We start from the raw sequence: 21,684 nt of genomic DNA, 5'->3' as shown, positions 1-21,684 counted from the left end.
TTGCGTTTTTCACTTTCTCAATCATAGTTGTTGAGCACTGATCATGCAAGTGCTACAATACGATTTATGCAGAGTTTGAAAGGGGTTTTTGAAATGAAGAAAGCTACATTTGCTGGAGGTTGTTTTTGGTGTATGGTTAAGCCTTTTGATCAATGGGAAGGCATTGAATCGGTTGTTTCCGGTTATATGGGTGGACATGTTGAAAATCCAACATATGAAGATGTTAAAAAAGGAAATTCAGGCCATTTGGAAGCAGTTCAAATCCAGTTTGATTCATCTATTTTTACATATGATCAATTGCTTGAGATTTTTTGGCAACAAATTGACCCGACTGATGACGGGGGGCAATTCCAAGATCGAGGAGATTCATATAAAACAGCTATATTCACACATTCTGATGAGCAATTGGAAAAAGCAATAAACTCGAAACGATTACTTGCTGAAAGTGGACGATTCTCAAAACCGATTATTACACCTATTCGTCCAGCCCAAACTTTCTATGTCGCACAAGATTATCACCAAGATTATTATAAAAAAGAACCGGAAAATTACGCAGAAGATCGCGCGTTATCCGGCCGTGATGAATTTATCCAAGAAAATTGGGAGAAATAGTTTGTTTATTAGCCTTGCATTTGCAAGGTTTTTTTATTTAATAAAAGAGTGACGATAAACATCCCCAGAATTAATCCGAGCATGACAAAATACGTATTTTGATGCGTCCCGCTCCAATCATATAAGATTCCAATTGCGAGTGGAACCATCCCCCCCATGATGAATCCTCCAGTTTGAACCATTGCCGTCCATGCATTTGCTTCTTTCGCATCCGTTGTTTCATCAAGTGGTAACAATAAAGCAAGTGGGAATAATCCGCCTAACGTCAAACCTAAGAGAATCGAGGCTGGCCAAATTAGCGTAACACTTCCTGTTAATAAAAGGATAAGGCCGATTGTACCAAGGAAGAGCGAAAAATAAATCCAAAAAGAACGATTTGGAAATTTTTCAAGTAGTAGTGGAATGGAGATATTGGCAAATATTTGCGCTACTGTCAAAACACTAATAACAGATCCAGCTTCAATAAGACTAAACCCTAATTCACTTGCTGCAGATGCAAGCCAAGTCATTAAGGAGAAGAATAATGAAGCTTGGAAACCAAAGAACAATAAAATGAGCCAAGCTCTTTTATTAGACCATGGTGAACGAAAAACAACTTGTTGTTTTCGTTTTATGTTTAGTGGTTCTTCTAGTTGCGGTTTCATTGCAACAAACCATACTAAATAAGCAAGTAAAGCTAAAGAAGACCAAAAGGCTAAAGCGAACTCCCATTTCTCTCCTATCCAAACATATAAAACACCAGTTAATCCAGCGCTCAGAGTTGCGCCTGCACCCATTCCTAAAGAATAGATGCCGATTGCCGAGGCAGTTCGAGTAGGGAATTTTTCTTTTATTAATGAGGATAATATGGGACCTATAATTGCAATCGCTATTCCAATAACAAAAGCTGTCACTAAAAGTGAAATGTAATCATTTAACCAAGCACGGACGAGTGTAAGAATACCAATGATACCAATTAATAAGGAAATTCCACGTCTTTGTCCAAACTTGTTTAACCAATGAACAGCTAGTGGAGCAAATAATCCCATACAAATAACTGGAACCGCAGTTAATAAGCTCACTTCACTGTTCGATAAATTCAAATCATTACGAATGGTATCTAACAATGGACCGATAGATGTAACAGCTGGTCGTAGATTTAATGCAATTAGGAAAATTGCGAGTAATAATGATGTCATTGATTTTTGAGAATTCATAATTTCACAGTCCTTTATTTAAGATAGTTCTTTATTAAGTAAATCATATCAGACGTCTGACCACAATGATATAATGAAAAATTTCGAGTTACAGAACATGTGTTCCATAATTAGGTGTGTACATTAGTTTAACCGAAATTTTCTTAAGTTGAATCTCGGCTACGTTAAAAAGGGCTTCCATTTACATAACTGGAAGTCCTTCCTTATAAAGATTAATTTGATTGCGACCAAGTGATTTGGCTAAATACATTGCTTGGTCAGCGTTTTTGATAATAACTTCTCGCGATTGATGTTCAGTGACTTCGCATATTCCTGCAGAAAACGACAATTTCACTGATTCCATACGGTATTTTAGTAACTCATCATTGCAACATGCTTGGAGAGACAGTAATTGCCGTTGTGTTTCCAGACCATTTTTATTATGAAATAGTAGCATAAATTCTTCCCCACCCCATCTTGCAACAATATTCGGGCTAGTTATTTGCCTTTTCAATAAATTAGCAAATGTTTGAAGTGCGATGTCACCAAAAGTATGCCCATATTGATCATTAATATTTTTAAAATAATCTAGATCTAATATTGCTATTGTGAAGGGCTGTCTATTTTCTTCAAGTTGATGTTGAGCCTTTTTAATTTCCTCTATCATTTTACGTCGATTATATAAGGATGTTAAAGGATCCGTAATAGATAGCTCTTTCACTTGATCTACTAAACGTTCTAATTCTTTATTTCGCTCTTGCAACTGATATTCTGTTTCTTTTCTTTCTGTAATATCAACGTGAGTTCCAATCATACGTAACGCAACCCCATATTCATCGCGTTCTATGGCTTTCCCTCTATCTAAAATCCAACGATAGGTTCCGTCTGAGTGCCGTAAACGATGTTCACTTTCAAAAAAACCAGAGTCATTTCGAATATGTTCTTCGATGACCTCATTTACTTTTTCAACATCCAATGGGTGAATTCGTTTTCTCCACTCGATTAATTGGTTAGGTAATTCATGTTCTTCATGTCCGAGCATACTTTTCCAATGTTTAGAGAAAAAGACAGCATTCTTTTCCAAATTCCAATCCCAGACGCCCTCCCTCGCACTGTCTATAGCAGTTGCCCATCGATGCTCGAGAGATATATGCAGATTAATTTCTTGTTTAATTTCAGTTTGATCAAAAAGATATGAAAAAATCGAGATTTTGCTCGTAATATTATCTTGCTTAATATATGTATAGGATTTAATAAAGCGGATATCTCCATTTTTTGCATAAATTCGGTAAGAGGATTCCCAAAAAGGGCTTTGCGAAGCAATTCGTTGAACCATAGTGTCCCGAAACTTGTCCCTATCTTCTTCAAAAATAACCGATAATATAGGTACGTTGCCTGAAATAATATCTTCAGGAGTGTACCCGAAAATTCGCTCAACATTTGGAGTTATTTGATCGACCACTTGTTTCTCTTTATCTATTTTCCAGTGCATAAATATTATAGGGCCATTCCAAGCCATTTCCTGAAATGGTTCTAAAAAATAATGTTCCATATTACCCACTAAATCCCACCTCACTCATGACATTAGTATAACTGAATACACAGATTTTGACTACTTAAATTAAAGAATACCAATTTCTAGCGTCTTTACTTCGTCATTTGATAACTGCTGTTATACCAGATATCTTTACATATGTATTTTAGAACACTGAAGAAATTAATCTTCTCCATTAAAATTAGCAGGTCATTCTTATTTTGGCCTATTCTAAGAAATAAGGATGATTTGTTCCGTTCATATAAATATTATATCTTGAATCAAGGATAGTTTCCACTTAAAAAATCGAGCACTCTTACACCTATTTATGCTATAATAGAAGCATTGTGAAAAATATAGGAGGTTCAAACATGATTGCTGTAAGTAATGTAAGTTTACGCTTCGGAGATCGTAAGCTATTCGAAGACGTTAATATAAGATTCAACCCAGGTAACTGTTACGGATTAATAGGTGCTAATGGTGCTGGAAAGTCAACTTTCATTAAAATTTTATCAGGTGATATCGAAACACAAGAAGGAAATGTCATCATGGATCCTGACGAACGTTTAGCTGTTTTAAAACAAGATCACTTTGAATATGAAGAGTTTGAAGTATTAGAAACAGTTATGATGGGTCATAAACGTTTGTACGAAGTTATGAATGAAAAAAATGCTATTTATATGAAAGAAAATTTTTCTGATGAAGATGGAATGCGTGCTGCAGAACTAGAAGGTGAGTTTGCAGATATGAATGGATGGGAAGCAGAATCTGATGCTGCCATTCTTTTACAAGGCTTAGGAATTGGCGATGAATCTTTATCAAAAAAAATGGCTAACTTAACTGGTTCAGAAAAAGTAAAAGTATTACTGGCGCAAGCTTTATTTGGTAAACCAGATGTCTTATTACTAGATGAGCCAACTAACCATTTAGACTTAAAAGCAATCCAATGGTTAGAAGAATTTTTAATTAATTTTTCCAACACGGTTATCGTTGTATCCCATGACCGACACTTTCTAAACAAAGTATGTACGCATATTGCTGACCTTGATTTCGGGAAGATTCAAGTTTATATAGGTAACTATGACTTCTGGTATGAATCAAGCCAATTAGCGCTTAAGTTGTCTCAAGACCAAAATACTAAAAAAGAAGAAAAAATTAAAGAACTTCAAGCGTTTATTGCACGATTTAGTGCTAATGCTTCGAAATCAAAGCAAGCAACTTCCCGTAAGAAAACGTTGGATAAAATAGAATTAGATGATATTCGACCTTCATCACGTAAATATCCTTACGTAAACTTTCAAATGGGCCGCGACATTGGGAACGATGTATTAACTGCTTCAGGGATTTCAATGGAACGTGAAGGTAAAAAATTATTTGATGACGTACATTTTTCTGTTAATAAAGATGATAAAATCATTTTGATTGGTGATCCAATTGCTAAATCAACATTACTTCGTGTGTTAGCTGAAGAAGTTGAACCAAGTGAAGGATCGATTCGTTGGGGGGTAACCACCACACGCTCTTACTTCCCTATCGATTACAGTGAATACTTTACTGGAAATGAATTATCTCTAGTAGATTGGTTACGTCAGTATTCTCCTGATGATGAAAGTGAAACTTTTTTACGCGGGTTCTTAGGACGTATGTTGTTCTCTGGAGAAGAAGTGAAGAAAAAACCTTCAGTTCTATCTGGTGGTGAAAAAGTACGTTGTATGTTATCAAGAATGATGCTTGCAAATGCTAATGTACTTCTTTTAGATGAACCAACTAACCATTTAGACTTAGAATCAATTCAAGCTGTTAATAACGGGTTGATTACTTTCAAAGGTGCTATGATATTTACATCTCATGACCATCAGTTTATTCACACGATTGCCAATCGTGTGATTGAAATTATGCCAGATGGTTCAATACTTGACAAAGAGTTATCATTTGATCAATTTTTAGAGTGGAAAGATTCTCAAGGAATTAAAAATTAAAAATAATTCAGAAAAATGAAAAGCTCAACTTTAACTTAATAGTGAGATGAAGAGCTCGACATAAAGAAAGTACGAAGGGTAATTGTCCCCTTCGTACTTTTTATTTTGAATTTTTCATAAATCGTCCAAGGAGAGATCTTGATGGCAATTTACTAAGAATTCTATTACTTATTTTTGAAGTTTTTCTTAATACATCAAGCAACTTTTGATCTCCTACCCAATGATCTTCTAAAATAGTTGCAGAATATTTATTTAGTAGCATATTCACAATAAATGTAGTAACAATAATATCGTCCATAAATCCTCCTAGACCAATCAACCCTTCAGAAATAAAATCGAAAGGTGCAATAAAGTACAAGATACCGCTACCAATTAAGACTTTGCTTTTTCCATCAATGCGATTGTCCAATAATGTTTTTGTGAGTAAATGGAATAAATCTGGTGCGAATAGCAAATATGGAGCAAATTTATTTGCACTCCCTGCCCGGGTATCTAAATAGGAAGTGATTCTATTTCGAAGCTTCACATAAAAGTCTTGTTGTTTTTGAACAGTTGGTAATTTTTCTGTTAATTCTATTTTAGTCATGTTATTTCCCCTCTCAACTTACAATTATTAAAAACTGAATTTTGAAACTTTTTTCCGTAAAAAACGTCTATACTTCTATACGATTAACTGGAGGGTCACCATATGAAATTATTAAAAGGTAGTGTGTTATTTATAGTGCTGTTACTCATAACTTCATGTAATACAGTTACTGATAAAGACTCTTCTGGCGCTCCTGATAAGCCGAATGTTGTAACTGAAGACACAAAAGAAGTTGTTGAAGATACTGAAAAAAAAGAAGAAGAACCAGAAAAAGAAATGGTTGACCTATCAAACTTCTTTATGGAGGACGGAGCGGTTGTTAATTACTTGGGCGACGGAAATGAATATGCAAGTTATCGAGCTCGTACACAATGGCATAATGAAAATTCTGTTTCCGTTTACGAAGACAATGGTGGAACTACAGTATTACGAACTTATCGAATAACAGAAGAATCAATTGATTTAATAAAAGAAGAAGGCGAGTTTTACGACAAATTTAATCCGTCTGATGAGGAATTAAGAACGCTACCTAAGCTCTCTACTCTTCTTCAACTTCCTTTAGAAGAAGGTAAATCATTTGATGATTGGATGATCATCAGTGTCAATGAAACAATTGACACACCTTATCAAACTTTTGAAAAAGGTATTCTTTTGGAAAAAACCGATGAAAGTGGAGCAATCCAGCGTAAGTATTTTGTTTCTGATTTTGGTGAGATAAAACGAGAATTTATTATGAATGATGATGAAATCGAATTCAGCGTGACGTCAACTCTTGAATCGGTAGAATAAAAAAACGTTTAATTCAAAGAAACTAAAATAGAAGTATTATTTTTTTGGAAAAAGAGAGGCATCCGAATCAAGGGTGCCTCTTTTACATGTTTATATTAGATTTTATACTTTAGATTATAATGCGCCTCAAAATCACATACTCAATAGACAAACAATAGTGCCATTACTACTAATTTTATTAATTGGAAAATCTAATCTAGTATTGTCGTTTTAGTATTGAATAGGTCTTCCATCTTTTAGCCACAAAACACCATGATATGTTTGTAAATCATCATCGCATGCTTCGCAAAATTCTTGCTCTTCTTCTGTCCAGAAAGCCCAATAGGATCCTTTTTGCTGAGCTTCATGTGGATAAACTTTTCTGAATTTAGTCAATAATGATTCTAAATAAGCTATCGCTTCCGCGTCAGTTGAAAATACCTGTTTTTCAATAATGGTCTCTTCCCAACCCGAGAACATCCACCATGGTTCATATCCAGCTTTCATATAAATAATCTCATTCAAAATACAATTCATCCTTTTCTAAATATACCTTATCTTCATTTTAACAAAAGAAGTTTCAACGTCTACTTATTTGCCTATTCTTGAATGAAAAGTTCTCATTGTTCCCATCACTAAAAAAATCGAAATGATTGATAAGTCCTCTAAAATAATATAAGTTAAGTATACAGGTGAAACCTTTTCTTATGCCAATCGTATGTATTAGATAAGAACTCTAAAGGAGGGTTGCAACATGATCGAAGTAAAGTACTTTTTCGTTCGACATTTGCTGAGTATTCCTATTTTTATTGGAAGTTGGATAGCATTACAATCAGGATTAGCCGTTCATTTCGCACTTGCAGGACTTTTATCAATTGGTACTTACGCCATTAGTAATCAGCTCATTAAAATGGTCCAATCACGTATCATCGTTTCAAAGTTTGGATTGACCTTCTCAGAGTATCGTCACATTAAACTTCAGTTAAAAGAAGCTAAAATAAAACTTAAACAATTAAATGGTTATTATTTGAAAGTACGTTCAATACGAGCTTTTAAACAACTTTTTGAAATGAATAACCTTTCAAAACGTATTTTTCAAATTGTTAAAACTAATCCGAGAAAATTTTATCAAGTTGAAAACTTTTTTTATGCTCACCTCGATACGGCAGTGGAACTTACGTCTAAATATACACTGCTTGTTTCTCAGCCAGTGAAAGCACTGGATGTCCAAATTGCTTTACAAGATACTCGCGACACACTGTTAGAGCTTAATCAAGTAATGGAGAAAGATTTGCGTCAAGTTCTGTCTTCAGATATTGATCATTTAAAAATGGAACTAGATTTCGCCAAAATTTCACTTAAAAAACATGACACTCCCCTACTGTTGAAAGGAGATTTACAAGATGACCGAAAATCAACCGGCTAATAGCCAAACAAGAACTTTAGATGATTTACTAAACTCACCTTTTGATTTAAAACCACAAAAGATGAATCAAGACCCTATCAATGAACAGTTGCCTGTGAAAATAGTAGATCGACTATCAAAAGAAGAAAGACAAAAAGCACAAGAAATTGCTTCTCAACTTCCTGCAGGTAATTATGAAGCAATTCTTTCTTTTGGAGCCAATGCACAAACAGAACTTTCGGGCTTCTCTCATCAAATGCTTGATCATGTTCAAAAGAATGATATTGGACCTGTAGGAGATATTCTAAAGGATTTAATGGACAAGCTTGGACAATTAAATCCTGATGAATTAACAAATAAAAAAAAATCAGGCATTAAACGGTTATTTGGAAAAGTTTCTCGCTCTGTTCAAGAAATTATGACTAAGTATCAAAAACTAAGTACACAAATCGATCGTATTGGTATCCAACTAGAACACTCTAAAAGAGGATTAATCGAAGATGTTCATATGTTAGATAAGTTGTATGATCAAAATAAAGCCTATTTCCAAGCATTAAATGTATACATTGCAGCAGCAGAAATAAAACGTGATGAAATTCTCAATGAAACAATCCCTACGATGCGTAAAAAAGCTGAAGCTTCATCTGATCAAATGGCTTATCAAGAAGTAAATGATATGGCCCAGTTTTTAGACCGTTTAGAAAAACGCTTATATGATTTACAACTCTCCCGCCAAATTACAATACAAAGCGCTCCACAAATCCGTATGATTCAACAAACCAATCAGACGTTAGCTGAGAAAATTCAATCGTCTATCATGACTGCAATTCCCTTATGGAAGAATCAAATTGCAATTGCTTTAACACTAAATCGTCAAATGAAAGCAGTGGCATCACAAAAACAAGTGACTAGAACTACGAATGATTTACTCTTGAAAAACTCGGAAATGCTGAAAATGAATAGTATTGAAACAGCTAAAGAAAACGAGCGTGGCATTGTAGAGATTGATACATTGAAACAAACGCAAGAGAATTTGCTACAAACGATTGAAGAAACATTACGCATTCAAGCAGATGGACGTGTAAAACGAAAAGCAGCTGAAGTAGAAATTTCGCGTATGGAAGAACAGTTAAAACAGCGACTCTTAATCGTTCATCAAGAACAAGAAAACCGTCCTCGTACTTGAGGATGGTTTTTTATATGTAGTAAGTTTTTTTCATGATATACCTAAAGTTATCTTCCCAATCGTATCATTTTACAACCAGATATAGCATACGACGTAGCAATCTCAACGTTTGGGTGGTAAATTCATTAACATTTTTCGCCGTAGCTGTTTTTGAACCAAACATCATTTGAAATAATTGTAATTGCTCTTCTACTGGTTCTTCAGAACTTAAAAACAAATGAAGGAGGTGAATACCCTTTTTCTCTACTTCAATAACGGCCTCAGCTGTATCGATAATACCATTCGCTGCATAACCATATGCAGACGGTTCTCCATCAGAAAAAAACAAAATGAATTTATGCTTCTCACTTCGACTGTTAAGTCGTTCTGCCATCCAGCGAATGGCTAACCCGTCTCGATTATCTTCATGTGCATCCAATGAAAAAATCGCTTCAGAGTGATCTTTTACACCATCTTCAACTTGATGACAAAATAAAAACGTGTTTGGTTGTTCGTTTTCAGATGCTTCGTAGGCATCTTCAAAATAAGAAACAATATCATGTCGAATTCCTAAATTTCTTAATACATCATGGAACAAGAGCACTGCTTTTTTCGTCTCTTCCATTTTATCAATCATCGAAGCTGAACTATCTACTAAAAGACCAAATACAGCATCCATTGGAAGCGATGGATTATTTTTTTTGTAAAAAGGTTTTGGCCGTTGATCTGTTATTAAAGAGGTCAGATTTGGTGTTAATCTTCCTTTTGATAAACGTGTTCGTTTGCTTTCCTGCTTTTGATCAATTCGTTTGCGAATTTCTTTTGTAAATGCTTTAACTAAAGGTTTTTGTTGTGAACGAATGATTCCAATATTTTCTTTCACGTTAGAATCGGTTCGTAGATCAATTTTCTTTTCTTCGAACGTTACATTTTGATGTTCATCACCGAATCGTTCTCCTGATTGTTTTGTTCGTTTCTTATCAGCCTTCCCGCTGACTTCGCCTAATTGTTTACTTTTTTTATTTGATGTAGACGTACCTGTTCCCTCGTTATCAATTTCGTTTGATTCGTCGCCCTCTTCTATACGCCCATCATTTATTTTCCCTTTATTGCCTTTTGTCAATTCAAATTCAAGATGAGGTCCTTTTTGCTTTTTATTTTCTCGATGCCATGTTCTAAACATTTCTTCAATTGAATCACTGGATGGAGGATTAACTGAATTCTCCTGCTCGATTTGACGCTTGTTTTTATCTTCATAAACCGTTTCCTGTAAGTTTTCGTGAAGTGAAATGAATGTATGAGTTAAATCTTTCGTCAGCTCTTCTTCAAGAGCATACAGAATATCTAAACAAATTTGGCAACTATCTGCTGTACTTTTCGAATCAAAAACAAACTGCCATTTTGATAGAATTCTTTTGAAATAGGTAGGATATTCCTCTACTAGAAATGTTATGTGTGAGCCTTTTCGAAGCGCTATATACAAAAAACTAAATAGACTATCACTCATGAATCCTTTATTAAAATTTACAGTCATTTGTTGTTCATGAAAGATTGAATAGACATCTTCACGTACGACAAATGCTGTTTCAGTTCCCGGACGTTGTTGCCTAATTAAATTGGAAAGTCTAAACTCTTCTGCACTCATAGCGAGCTGTAAGGCAAATTCTCTGATTGGTAGATGGTTCACTTCCTCTTTATATCGATTCCATGCTGATAAATCAAAATATCTCCAAAATCCAGCCGTAAGTAGATATAAATCAGACAATTGCCCTTTTTTCTCTATGTCAGAGTCACGATGTTTCCAAAAATGACTTATGGATATAGCTCCTTCTTTTGGTCGGAATTCCATCAGTTTTCGCACAGTCAATGTTAAGTAAGGACTACGACTTAACGCCCTAGCTAATTGTTCTAACTGAATCATATGTTTGGCGTTTATCGTTTCATTGTTGAATTGAATAAATCGATTGACAGATGACACTTTTCACACCTCACTTAAGCCAAGTATTCGCAAGTTCCATGACCAACGCTTTTTCACTTTCGTCTTCTAATTTTTCTGCAATTGCATAACGAATTGCTCGTTTTGGGTCAATATATTGAGCAAGCTCTGTTGCATCAAGCAAACTACGAATGGAAGCAGCTTCTTCACTTAGCAATCCATTCTGGACTTGAATAAATGTATCTTCCGCAAGACTAAGCATTGTATTTATAAGTGCCGGTTTAGCTTCTGGGAATTCTCTTACGAATACTGCACGAAGTGGTTCGCCTGTTAAGTAAGGAATAGAAAAAGAAATAAATCTATTTTTCAAGGCTTCATTTAATGGCGTTGTTCCAATGTAACCTTCATTAATTGCAGCGATTACTGTGAAATCTTCATGTGCTTGTAAAACTTCTCCTGTATAAGGATTTGTAAGCATTCTTCTGTGATCGAGCACACTGTGAAGAATCGGTAAAGTCTCCGGTTTCGCCATATTTATTTCATCGATATATAATATATGACCGTATCTCATAGCTTGGATAACAGGACCTTCAACAAAGTCGATAGCAGTCTGCCCATTATCTTGAATCAATGTTTTAAATCCAAGAAGTGCTTCAGCATCTAAATCAACAGAACAATTAATACTATGCATCGGTTGTTCAAAAAAAGAAGATATGGATTCGGCTAATTTCGTCTTACCAGAACCAGAGGGTCCTTTTAGTAAGATATTTTTTTGCAATACAACACTAAGTAATAGGTCATCCCATAAATGTTCTAATGGGGATACATAGCCCCCTTTTCCAATTAATACTGCGTGGTCTATCGTATGTTTTCTTTCTATTCGTTTTGTTTGTGACTTTTCAATGATGGATTGTACCCTCAAAGTTAACCCTCCAATTAAAAATAACCGACGCAAAAATCATCGGTTATTCAAAGTATTCCTTATAATAGCCACCAATGTGACCAGTGTTATCAATAACAAAAATGAATTCTTCTGTTTCATTTTTAACTTCATAGTTTTTACCAGAAGTTAAAACATTTGATACTGAGAATTTTGCTGCATTTGTATGTTTACAAGTAACCGTCTTAATCGTTATGGATTCTTTCCAATGGTTATGAATCATGATGTATATGCCCTCTTTTCTATAATCTACATCTAGTATAAACAAGCTGATTCGGTTAATCAATAGATGCGATAATTAGCTTGTTCTCTTTTTCAATTTCCACTGAATGATTAAATAACGGATAACAAATATACTAACAATTAACAGTGATAAACTAATTAAAAAAAGTTGGAGATTATCTAACATAAGTTTATAGGCATATGGAAACGTACGACCTAACTGAAAATAAATCATCATCCAAATAAAGCTTGGAAGAATCGAGTATTTTAAAAATAGTTTTAATGGAAATTGATTTGCACCGACTACATAAGGCATAGCCCATCGAAATCCTGGTAAAAAGAAACTTAAACCTATAGCAATATTTCCTCGTCTTTCTAAATATTTACTAAACGCGTCTATGGGTTTATTAAGTCTTGTTCTATTTAGCCTATTAATCAATCTTGGACCTAAAAGACGCCCGATAGTATAGGCAAAAAAAGTCGCGCTAACTAATCCAAGATATGCGGAAATAAAAGCATAGAAAGGATTGAAATCCTTAATTTCTGTTAGCACTCCTGTAAATGATGCAGCGACTTCATTTGGAATAGGTAATCCAAATAATAAGAGCCAGTTGAAGAGAAACATACTAAAATATCCAAACTTTTGTACAAGTTCAATTAAAATTGTAAGATCCACTTTCTTCAACTACTTTCTATTATTCGTTTCTTCTATTTTGCCAAAAAAAAGACAGCTTCGCAAATGCGAAGCTGTTTTTCATACCAAAGACTAGAAAGAATAAAACTATCGTTAGGTTTTTAGACATTTACTCTTTTCTGCGAGTAGATAAGAATGTACAAAGTACTTTTCGTATTAAGACTCTAATAGTAAATCTTCAGGGTTTTCGATAAGTTCTTTAATCGTTTTCAGGAATCCTACTGAATCTTTCCCATCAATTACACGATGATCATATGATAGAGCTACATACATCATAGGACGAATTTGAACTTCGTCACCGATGGCAACTGGACGCTTTTGAATAGTATGCATTCCAAGAATTCCAACTTGTGTTCCATTTAATATTGGAGTAGACATAAGAGAACCAAATACGCCACCATTTGTAATTGTAAAAGATCCACCTGTCATGTCTGCAATTTGAAGTTTTTTGTCACGCGCTTTTTTTGCTAACTCACCAATATTTGCTTCAATTTCAGCAAAGTTTTTATGATTTGTATCACGAACTATTGGCACAACTAAACCTTCTTCAGTAGAAACAGCAATTCCTATATCATAGAACTGTTTCAAAAGAACTTCGTCTCCATCAAGTTCTGCATTTACGTAAGGATATTTTTTCAATGCCGATGTAACTGCTTTCGTGAAGAATGACATAAATCCTAAACGAACATCATGAACTTCAAAGAATTTATCTTTTTTACGAGAGCGCAGAGCCATCACATTGGTCATATCTATTTCATTAAAAGTGGTTAACATTGCGGTTGATTGTTTCACTTCTAATAAACGTTTAGCAATTGTTTGACGACGACGAGACATTTTCTCGCGTTTCACTCTACTATCTTCAGCTTTTGGAACAGCAGTAGCTGAAGATGCAGCCGGAGCAGCAGGTGCTTGTTTCGGTGCATTTGAATGTGCGTCAACGTCTTGTACACGTACACGTCCCATCGGATCAACAGTCGAAACCGCTGTTAAATCAATGCCTTTTTCTCGAGCTAATTTGCGTGCTGCGGGACTTGCAATCGTGCGATCTATTGAAGATGATTCTTCTTTAGCCACTCGAGCAGAAGTTATCTGTTGAGTGGGTGCTTCTTGTACTTTTTTTACAGGTGCATCTGCTTCTGCAGGGTCTGCTTCAACTGGATTATTCGTTGTGCTACCGTTTCCAGAACCTTCGCCGACAACTGCAATCACTTGACCAACTTGAACAGTATCACCCTCAGCAGCTAGTAATTCTTGAACTACTCCTGCTTCTTCAGAAATAACTTCAACGTTTACTTTATCTGTTTCCAGTTCAACGATGAATTCACCTTTTTCAACTGTTTCACCTGGTTGCTTTAACCATTGTGCTATCGTTCCTTCTGTAATTGACTCTGCTAATTCAGGTACTTTAATTTCTGCCACTATATTTTCCTCCTCTAATCAATCGATCTTTAACGTGAAACCGCTTCTGCAATAATGCGAGATTGCTCCATTTTATGTGCTTCTCCATCGCCCTCAGCTGGACTTGAACGTTTAACACGTCCAATATAACGTACATTCTTCCCACCGGCTAAATCACGCAAATATGGATCTGCAAATGTCCATGAACCCATGTTTTGTGGTTCTTCTTGTACCCAAGCAATTTCTTTCGCATTCGGGAAACGTTCAACAACCGCTTGAATTTTTTCAGAAGGGAATGGATACAACTGTTCAACACGAATAATGTGAAGATGATCAAATTCATTTCCATCCTTTACCTTATCAGCTAAATCAATGGCCATTTTCCCACTAGCAAGCAAAATACGTTCGACTTTTTTAGGCTGTTTTCCAAGACCTGGTTGTTCTAAGATGGTTTCAAACTGCCCAGTTGTCAAATCTGATACGTTTGCCCCTACTTGTGGATGACGAAGCAATGATTTTGGCGCCATGATAATTAAAGGTCTCATCGTCTCATCACCAAGCATTTTAGCCTGTCTACGTAATATATGGAAATAGTTCGCAGCACTGGAAAGGTTCGCAACAGTCCAGTTATTCTCCCCTGCCATTTGCAAGTATCTTTCTAAACGAGCACTTGAATGTTCAGCTCCTTGACCTTCGGAACCATGTGGAAGTAACATCACTAATCCGGATTTCTGCCCCCATTTTGAGCGGGAAGAAGAAATAAATTGGTCAAACATGACTTGCGCCATGTTAGCGAAATCCCCATATTGGGCTTCCCAAATAACTAATGCTTTTTCATTTTCTAAATTATAGCCAAATTCATAACCTAAAACTGCAGATTCAGTTAATGGCGTATTATAAACGACAAATGAAGCATTTGCCCCCGATATATGGTGAAGTGGAACAAGTTCAGCTCCTGTTTTCTCATCATGTAAGACAACATGTCTATGGGCAAAAGTTCCACGTTGTGCATCTTGACCAGTCAACCGAACAGGATTTCCATCTTGTAATATCGAGCCTATCGCCAATGTTTCAGCATGAGCCCAATCGATTTTCCCTTTGCCTTTAAAAGGCTCTTCACGACGTTTAAGTATTTTCTCGAGTTTCGCAAAAGCTGCAAATTCTGCAGGCCATGATAATAACTCTGCATTCATTTTAACAAGTGTCTCTTCTTCTACCCCTGTTTGAACTTCGGGATATCCATTTAACACTACTTCAGGAATAATGATGTCTTGAAGCTTATTTTCAGGCAATTCTTTCACTTGATCGTAAGAATTTTGCATCGTTTTTTGAATATCACTTTGTATTTTTTTTACTTCTGTTTCTGTAAGGACACTATCCGACACTAATTGCTTACTATACAATTCACGGACCGTTGGATGTTTGTGAATGGCATGGTACATCGTTGGATTAGTAACCAAAGGCTCATCCATTTCATTATGTCCAAAACGACGGTAACCCATTAAGTCTATTAAGATGTCTTTACCGAATTGTTCACGATATTCGAATGCTAGTCGAGCGACTGCAATAACTGCTTCAACATCATCTGCATTTACATGAATAACGGGTACTTCAAATCCCTTTGCAGTATCTGACGAATAATGAGTAGAACGTGAATCATAATATTCTGTCGTAAAACCAATCATGTTGTTTGCAATGATATGAATTGATCCACCAGTTTGATATCCACGGACACGGCTATAGTTAAACGTCTCTGCTACAATACCTTGACCTGGGAAAGCGGCATCTCCGTGAATTAATACGGAATAGGCTGCTTTTGCATTTTGAACAGGTACACCTGTTTTAGATGTATCTTCTTGTGCGGAACGAGTTTGTCCAGTCACAATTGGACTAACAACTTCCAAGTGAGAGGGGTTATAAGCTAGTTTCACCTTCAAACCTGATTTAGCTGTGTGAGTAGCACCCATGTGATATTTCACATCACCATACCAACCTGTTGTAATCTCGAGTGAATTATCTTTTGGTAAGAACGACTCATTTGGAACATGTGCAAAATCTGCAAACATCATGTCGTATGGTTTGTTAATTACATGTGTTAAGACGTTTAAACGCCCTCGATGAGCCATACCAATTAATATTTCTTTAGTTTGTTTATTTTCAGATTGACGAACTAATTCATCAAGGAATACGACTAATGTATCTAGTCCCTCAATTGAGAATCGTTTTGCACCAACAAATGTACGGTGAATGAATTTTTCAAAACCCTCAATCTTAGATAAACGTGTAAGTAATACTTTACGTTCATCTTTAGAGAAAGCTACTTTCATAGATGAAGACTCAATTTTTGATTGAATCCATTGACGTTCTTGTGGATTAATAATATGGGCAAACTCATAAGCAATTTTATCTGTATAAAATGATTTTAATTGCTCGATTGCTTGTAACCCATTTTGAATATTGCTTGGTACATTTTTCATTAACAAAGAAGCTGGAATCTCTAATAGGTCAGCTTCTGATAATCCGTATGAAGAAGGGTCCATTCTTGTGAAATCTTTTGGACGATCATTTAACGGATAAATATCCGCAGCTAAATGACCATGAGATCGAATTGCATCTGCTAATTGAACAGCTGCTAATACTTTCTCAAAGTTGTTTGGTTCCACATGTTGAACTGGTGAGATATCAGCAACATTTTCATTCACTACTGATGGTGAGCCAAATTCTTTAAATAGTGCACCAAGATCCTCATCGACTGATTCTGGTGACTCAATAAACAAATCGTACATTTCTAATACATATCCTAAGTTTGGACCTGAAAGTTTAGTCCATGGTGAACCAATCGGTGTCCCGTTTTTCGACATTTAGAATACCCTCCAAATTTTTTCAAGCAGTATTTCCTATTTTCCCTTTATACAATCTATACTATTTTATCACGTTCCCTCCCGTTATAAAAGGAATCGAACGTGACGAAACTCAGAACATTTTTTTCATTTCAATTTTACTACTTTCCTTAGAAAATACAATGCTTTTCAAACAAACTAAGCAATTATTTGCGCTATGTCGAAATAATCCGATAGTTAGGCTAAGAATCTTCAAAAAATAAGGGGAAAACCATTGAAAAAGTTGATCCTTTACCTTCTTCACTTAATACGTGAATTGACCCACTTGCATTTTCAATTAGCATCTTTACAATGCTTAAACCTAATCCACTTCCACCTAAGTTCCGAGTTCGAACAGAGTCAACTCGATAAAATCGGTCGAATATCTTCAAAACATGTTGTGGAGCAATCCCAATCCCATGATCTTTGACGTTAACGATGATTTCAAGTGGCGTTTTTTTATAGGAAATGCAAACGTGTGCCGGACTCTTACTATAACGAATAGCATTACTTAAGATGTTACGGATAATTTGCTGGTACGCATTTGATGAAATGGGTACTTGCATTTCCTTACTTGCAGGAAGAATATGTTCAATGTTTGTGGATGGATGTATTTGACTTAATTCTTTAATTACTTCAATTGTATATTCCACAATATTTGTAGGTGGACGTTCTTTTATTTGTTCCCCACGAGCAAGTTCTAGCATTTCATCAATTAAATTTTTCATTTGATTTACTTCGCGTAATGATATTCCGAGCGACTCTTCCAATACCACAGGATCATATTTCCCCCATCTGTTTAGTAATGCAAGATGCCCTTCTACAACCTGTATGGGAGTCCTAAGTTCGTGAGATGCATCAGCAATAAATTGTTGTTGCTGTTCAAAGGAAGACTTCAACTTAGCCATCATACTTGCATATACGTCAATTAATTCACCAATTTCATCTTTAGCATCATAAGAAATCGCTAAATCTTTTTCAAAACCATGGGCAACGACGTCATCCATCGTAACCTTTAAATCTTGAAGAGGTTTTAATAAATAACTAGCCAGAATATAACCAATCCATCCCGATAAAAGTAAGGCACATAAACTAAAAAGCAACATGGCAGTTAATATATAAGTGATAATCGATTGAAAAGATGTTAGTGGATGTTCGAGTTGGACATATCCATTAAATCGTCCAAGCTTAACAATGCCGACAGCTGTTATGGAGGAAGAATCTCCAGTATTTATTAAATAACCTTTACTTGGAAAATCGATTGAATTAAAAGGTTGAAAAGTAGAAGTTTTATTAATTCGTAGCATCTCAATTCCATCAATATTTAACAATCGAATCGTTTGATTTTTATTTACAATTGACGTCATTAATCCAGTATTTGCTTGAATATCCTGAACAGTTAAAAAATGACCTTGGGATTCAAAGAATGTCATTAAATCTACCATTGTTCGATTCACTTCTTGTTCTTCTTGGTGATACAACCATCCTTTTAAGGCGACAAAGAGGATGATACTCATAGTGGCAAAACTCAAGAAAATAACTGTTGCAGAACTAAATGCCCATTTCTTTTTTAATGATTGAGATGCAATCAATCGCTTCCACCAAATTATTTGATTCATTGACGCATCACATATCCAACGCCTCTAACCGTTTCAATATAATTTGCAGATTCTCGAGGTAATTTTGAACGCAAATGGCGTATGTAGACATCTACCACATTTGTTTCGATGTCTACTAAATATCCCCAGACACTTTCCAAAATTAAGTTTCGTGTAACAACATGATTTTTATGTTGAATTAAAAAGACTAGTAAATCATACTCAGTTTTCGTTAATTCTAGAGCTTTATTATTTATTTCAACAAGATGAGCATCCGTATCGATAGTAATATCTTTAAATTCTAGTCGGGTTATCACATCATTAAGTCTGTTTGTTCTTCTCAGCACGGAACGTATTCTGGCTAATAGTTCTTCAATAGCAAACGGTTTCACTATGTAATCATCAGCACCTGCATCAAGTCCAGCGACACGATCAACGATAGCGTCCCTAGCTGTTATTAATATAATGGGTAATTGTGAAAATAAGCGAATTCTTCGACATACTTCAATTCCATTTAACTCAGGCAACATGACATCTAGTAAAACCACATCAAAGTTCTGATTCTTTGCCGCTTTTAATCCTTCTCTGCCAGATATATGATGTACCACATCAAAATCCTCGTGACGCAATTCCAATTCAATAAAACGAGCAATATTCTTTTCATCTTCTACAAGTAATACGCGGTAAGGGGTACGCATTTTCCACCTTCTTCATATTTGTCTAAAAATAGTTCCATATCGAGGTTTCTTTTTTAATGTCATTCAGAATAAACAAGTTGCTGATTTTTCCCCATTCGCTTCACTTCATACATAACCGTGTCAGCTTTTTCTAATAAATCCTCAACTGTGTTTCCGTGATCAGGGAAATAAGAAATTCCAATCGACGTAGTTGGAGTAAAGATGGTTCCACTTAATAACCAACCTGTTTTTAAAGAAGCTCTAATTCTACTAATGATGAGCGTCAATACTTCTTGTCTTTTATTAGGAATGTTTGGCAAACCTGTAAGGAGAATAACGAACTCATCTCCACCAACACGAGACACTAAGTCTTGTGTTCGCACACTCGATAATAGGGCCTCACCAAACATTCGTATAAATTCATCACCAATATCATGACCATGAGAATCGTTTACCGATTTGAAGTCGTCTCCATCTAAATATAGAACTGCTATTGATGTTTTATCTAATTCAGCTTGCTTGACCAATTGGGGAAACTCTTTCGACAGATGCCTTCGGTTAGGTAATTGCGTTAAGCTATCGTGATATGCCATAAAGCTAAGATGTTCTTCTAATTTTTTGCGTTCTGTTATTTCTCTTGAAACAATGACATGCTTTAATTTACCTTGCCGTTCACGATCTTTTACGGCAACAATCGAAGTTTCGGTCCAAAGCTTAAAATTATTTTTTTGATTATATTGAAGTTCTAGTCGTATTTCTTCATCTTCATTGACACGTTTTGACACGTCATTTTTCCATAAATTTAGATATTCATTTGTCAGCATGTCACTAAATTGTTTATTCAACATTGCTTCTTTTGATAAACCTAGTATTCTATCGTGAGAAGGTGATGTATAAAGAATATATCCTTTCTCATCTGTAATCGCGATTAAATCATTGGTATTCTCTGTAATTAAATTAAACGTTTTTTCAATTGATTGTAGGTCAGTCATCATATTCTTTTTTTCTGTTATATCAAATTGAATGATAAGAATATTTTCAATCTGCTGTTGTTCATTGTATAGCGGAATTATAGTTGTATCTCCCCAGTAAAAAGTCCCGTCTCTTGCTCTATTTCGAAGCTCTCCACGCCATATTTTTTCGTGCATAACGACTTTCCACAAGTGTCGCATTTGAATGTCATTATAGAGATCAATTTGCAATGTACTAATATGTTGACCTATTACTTCTTGTTTCATAAAGCCAGTTGTGGCAATAAACAAGTCATTGGCATATTCAATGACTCCGTTTTGCGTGGTCATTAACACCATTGCAGCCTTACTAATCGCACGTTTATAACTTTCTAAAATATGTCTAGTATTACGGAGACTTTCCTTTAACTCGACTTCATCTGTAACTTCTTGTAACAAAATATACATGGCAACGGTTTCCTCATTTTTCTTTATAGGAGAGTAACTTACAAGAAATGTCCCTTCGTCACCAGTCGATTTCATTCGTTGAACAAGTACTGATGATTTCCCAGTACCTCGTAAATTTGTTTCAAAATGATGTTCAACTTGACTATGCTCTTTCAAAGGGACGAATGGCAAGTTCAAGTAATGTTTTCCACGCCACTCTGTCATTTTATAGCCAAATATTTCTTCAAACTTAGGATTCATATCAAATATTTTACCGTCTTTAGTGACAATAATTGTTGGGTCCACAATCATATTCAGTAAAGATTGCATAAATAAATATTTTTCTTCTATTTCCTTTTGAGTTGAAACTTCTTTAGTCGTTGCAAGTATATATGTACCTTGTACTGTTTGAATTGGTTTTATGGTAGTTTCATTTACTAATTCAACATCTGAAAACAAAAAGAAATCTTGATATATAACTACTTTATTTTCTTGAATGGCTAATAAGTAATTCTCATAAATTTCCTCTAAATGTGGAGATGTTAGCATATCGTGTAAATTAGAGTTAATTGGACTATCTTTAAAAATGAGCCTTGCACTTTCGTTGACAAATAAATACTCAAAAGAGTGTTCTTTTTGAATTAAAAAAAACACTAAATCTGAGGTATCTCCATATAATAAATCAAATTGTGTTTGAGTGAAAAAATGTTCCATCTACT

The 21,684-nt window shown here is 35.2% G+C and carries 18 protein-coding genes; 5 read left to right on the top strand and 13 right to left on the bottom strand.

What is annotated here, in order from left to right; genetic code table 11:
• Positions 1-93 precede the first annotated feature (93 nt).
• Positions 94-612 carry a peptide-methionine (S)-S-oxide reductase MsrA gene (msrA, locus tag C406_RS0100835; RefSeq protein ID WP_017378686.1) on the top strand — a complete coding sequence of 173 codons (519 nt, stop codon included), beginning with the start codon at positions 94-96 and terminating at the stop codon, positions 610-612.
• Positions 613-620: 8 nt separating this feature from the next.
• Here msrA and C406_RS0100830 read toward each other — a convergent pair whose 3' ends face one another.
• Together C406_RS0100830 and C406_RS0100825 are read right to left on the bottom strand one after the other, a co-directional pair.
• Complete coding sequence (locus C406_RS0100830) at positions 621-1,808, bottom strand: MFS transporter (RefSeq protein WP_017378685.1); 1,188 nt, start codon at positions 1,806-1,808, stop codon at positions 621-623.
• A gap of 181 nt (positions 1,809-1,989) precedes the next feature.
• Positions 1,990-3,339 (bottom strand): sensor domain-containing diguanylate cyclase, encoded by a 1,350-nt coding sequence (locus C406_RS0100825; protein WP_155966670.1) that lies wholly within the window; start codon positions 3,337-3,339, stop codon positions 1,990-1,992.
• Positions 3,340-3,692: 353 nt separating this feature from the next.
• On the opposite strand from C406_RS0100825, the gene C406_RS0100820 reads away from it, so the two are divergent.
• Positions 3,693-5,300 (top strand): ABC-F family ATP-binding cassette domain-containing protein, encoded by a 1,608-nt coding sequence (locus C406_RS0100820; RefSeq protein WP_017378683.1) that lies wholly within the window; start codon positions 3,693-3,695, stop codon positions 5,298-5,300.
• Between the two features lie 100 nt (positions 5,301-5,400).
• Here C406_RS0100820 and C406_RS0100815 read toward each other — a convergent pair whose 3' ends face one another.
• Positions 5,401-5,886 carry a YkvA family protein gene (locus C406_RS0100815; RefSeq protein ID WP_017378682.1) on the bottom strand — a complete coding sequence of 162 codons (486 nt, stop codon included), beginning with the start codon at positions 5,884-5,886 and terminating at the stop codon, positions 5,401-5,403.
• Between the two features lie 102 nt (positions 5,887-5,988).
• Between C406_RS0100815 and C406_RS0100810 the strand changes: the two genes are divergently transcribed.
• Positions 5,989-6,675 (top strand): hypothetical protein, encoded by a 687-nt coding sequence (locus C406_RS0100810; protein ID WP_017378681.1) that lies wholly within the window; start codon positions 5,989-5,991, stop codon positions 6,673-6,675.
• Positions 6,676-6,885: 210 nt separating this feature from the next.
• Here C406_RS0100810 and C406_RS0100805 read toward each other — a convergent pair whose 3' ends face one another.
• Positions 6,886-7,179: a DUF1033 family protein gene (locus tag C406_RS0100805; RefSeq protein ID WP_017378680.1), complete on the bottom strand. Its 294-nt coding sequence runs from the start codon at positions 7,177-7,179 to the stop codon at positions 6,886-6,888.
• A gap of 229 nt (positions 7,180-7,408) precedes the next feature.
• Here C406_RS0100805 and C406_RS0100800 point away from each other — a divergent pair, with 229 nt between their 5' ends.
• Entirely contained in the window at positions 7,409-8,080 is a 672-nt protein-coding gene (locus tag C406_RS0100800) for a 5-bromo-4-chloroindolyl phosphate hydrolysis family protein (protein WP_017378679.1), read from the top strand.
• Positions 8,058-9,245 carry a toxic anion resistance protein gene (locus C406_RS0100795; RefSeq protein ID WP_017378678.1) on the top strand — a complete coding sequence of 396 codons (1,188 nt, stop codon included), beginning with the start codon at positions 8,058-8,060 and terminating at the stop codon, positions 9,243-9,245. Before C406_RS0100800 ends, C406_RS0100795 begins: the two co-directional genes overlap by 23 nt.
• Positions 9,246-9,309: 64 nt before the next feature.
• Here C406_RS0100795 and C406_RS0100790 read toward each other — a convergent pair whose 3' ends face one another.
• The 9 genes from C406_RS0100790 to C406_RS0100750 all read right to left on the bottom strand — a co-directional run bounded on the left by C406_RS0100790 (position 9,310) and on the right by C406_RS0100750 (position 21,679).
• A complete protein-coding gene (locus C406_RS0100790; RefSeq protein ID WP_017378677.1) occupies positions 9,310-11,202 on the bottom strand; it encodes a vWA domain-containing protein in 1,893 nt (630 codons plus the stop codon).
• 10 nt (positions 11,203-11,212) lie between these two features.
• The gene (locus C406_RS0100785; protein WP_017378676.1) at positions 11,213-12,082 is read right to left on the bottom strand and encodes an ATP-binding protein; all 870 of its coding nucleotides are present in this window, start codon (positions 12,080-12,082) and stop codon (positions 11,213-11,215) included.
• A 43-nt stretch (positions 12,083-12,125) separates the two neighbouring features.
• Positions 12,126-12,323: a DUF6501 family protein gene (locus C406_RS0100780; protein WP_017378675.1), complete on the bottom strand. Its 198-nt coding sequence runs from the start codon at positions 12,321-12,323 to the stop codon at positions 12,126-12,128.
• 75 nt (positions 12,324-12,398) lie between these two features.
• Positions 12,399-12,998, bottom strand: coding sequence for a DedA family protein (locus tag C406_RS0100775; RefSeq protein ID WP_017378674.1), 600 nt, complete (start codon positions 12,996-12,998; stop codon positions 12,399-12,401).
• A 174-nt stretch (positions 12,999-13,172) separates the two neighbouring features.
• On the bottom strand, positions 13,173-14,435 hold the full coding sequence (gene odhB, locus C406_RS0100770; protein WP_017378673.1) for a 2-oxoglutarate dehydrogenase complex dihydrolipoyllysine-residue succinyltransferase: 1,263 nt from the start codon (positions 14,433-14,435) through the stop codon (positions 13,173-13,175).
• Positions 14,436-14,464: 29 nt separating this feature from the next.
• Positions 14,465-17,275 (bottom strand): 2-oxoglutarate dehydrogenase E1 component, encoded by a 2,811-nt coding sequence (locus tag C406_RS0100765; protein WP_017378672.1) that lies wholly within the window; start codon positions 17,273-17,275, stop codon positions 14,465-14,467.
• 221 nt (positions 17,276-17,496) lie between these two features.
• Positions 17,497-18,912, bottom strand: a complete 1,416-nt coding sequence (locus tag C406_RS0100760; RefSeq protein ID WP_017378671.1) for a HAMP domain-containing sensor histidine kinase — start codon at positions 18,910-18,912, stop codon at positions 17,497-17,499.
• The gene (locus tag C406_RS0100755; RefSeq protein ID WP_017378670.1) at positions 18,909-19,589 is read right to left on the bottom strand and encodes a response regulator transcription factor; all 681 of its coding nucleotides are present in this window, start codon (positions 19,587-19,589) and stop codon (positions 18,909-18,911) included. Before C406_RS0100755 ends, C406_RS0100760 begins: the two co-directional genes overlap by 4 nt.
• A gap of 59 nt (positions 19,590-19,648) precedes the next feature.
• On the bottom strand, positions 19,649-21,679 hold the full coding sequence (locus C406_RS0100750) for a diguanylate cyclase domain-containing protein (RefSeq protein WP_017378669.1): 2,031 nt from the start codon (positions 21,677-21,679) through the stop codon (positions 19,649-19,651).
• Positions 21,680-21,684: the final 5 nt, after the last annotated feature.

It is taken from the genome of Paenisporosarcina sp. TG-14, assembly GCF_000297555.1.
In the GTDB taxonomy this organism is placed as follows: Bacteria; Bacillota; Bacilli; order Bacillales_A; family Planococcaceae; genus Paenisporosarcina; species Paenisporosarcina antarctica.
Note: the sequence above shows the minus strand (reverse complement) of the source record. Positions and strands in the feature narration are given on the sequence as shown.

Coding starts and splice junctions, on each gene's coding strand:
- C406_RS0100830 (WP_017378685.1), bottom strand. CDS start 1,808: ATGAATTCTCAAAAATCAATGACATCATTATTACTCGCAATTTTCCTA.
- C406_RS0100825 (WP_155966670.1), bottom strand. CDS start 3,339: ATGGAACATTATTTTTTAGAACCATTTCAGGAAATGGCTTGGAATGGC.
- C406_RS0100760 (WP_017378671.1), bottom strand. CDS start 18,912: ATGAATCAAATAATTTGGTGGAAGCGATTGATTGCATCTCAATCATTA.
- C406_RS0100820 (WP_017378683.1), top strand. CDS start 3,693: ATGATTGCTGTAAGTAATGTAAGTTTACGCTTCGGAGATCGTAAGCTA.
- C406_RS0100810 (WP_017378681.1), top strand. CDS start 5,989: ATGAAATTATTAAAAGGTAGTGTGTTATTTATAGTGCTGTTACTCATA.
- C406_RS0100815 (WP_017378682.1), bottom strand. CDS start 5,886: ATGACTAAAATAGAATTAACAGAAAAATTACCAACTGTTCAAAAACAA.
- C406_RS0100755 (WP_017378670.1), bottom strand. CDS start 19,589: ATGCGTACCCCTTACCGCGTATTACTTGTAGAAGATGAAAAGAATATT.
- C406_RS0100765 (WP_017378672.1), bottom strand. CDS start 17,275: ATGTCGAAAAACGGGACACCGATTGGTTCACCATGGACTAAACTTTCA.
- C406_RS0100750 (WP_017378669.1), bottom strand. CDS start 21,679: ATGGAACATTTTTTCACTCAAACACAATTTGATTTATTATATGGAGAT.
- C406_RS0100800 (WP_017378679.1), top strand. CDS start 7,409: ATGATCGAAGTAAAGTACTTTTTCGTTCGACATTTGCTGAGTATTCCT.
- C406_RS0100795 (WP_017378678.1), top strand. CDS start 8,058: ATGACCGAAAATCAACCGGCTAATAGCCAAACAAGAACTTTAGATGAT.
- C406_RS0100780 (WP_017378675.1), bottom strand. CDS start 12,323: ATGATTCATAACCATTGGAAAGAATCCATAACGATTAAGACGGTTACT.
- msrA (WP_017378686.1), top strand. CDS start 94: ATGAAGAAAGCTACATTTGCTGGAGGTTGTTTTTGGTGTATGGTTAAG.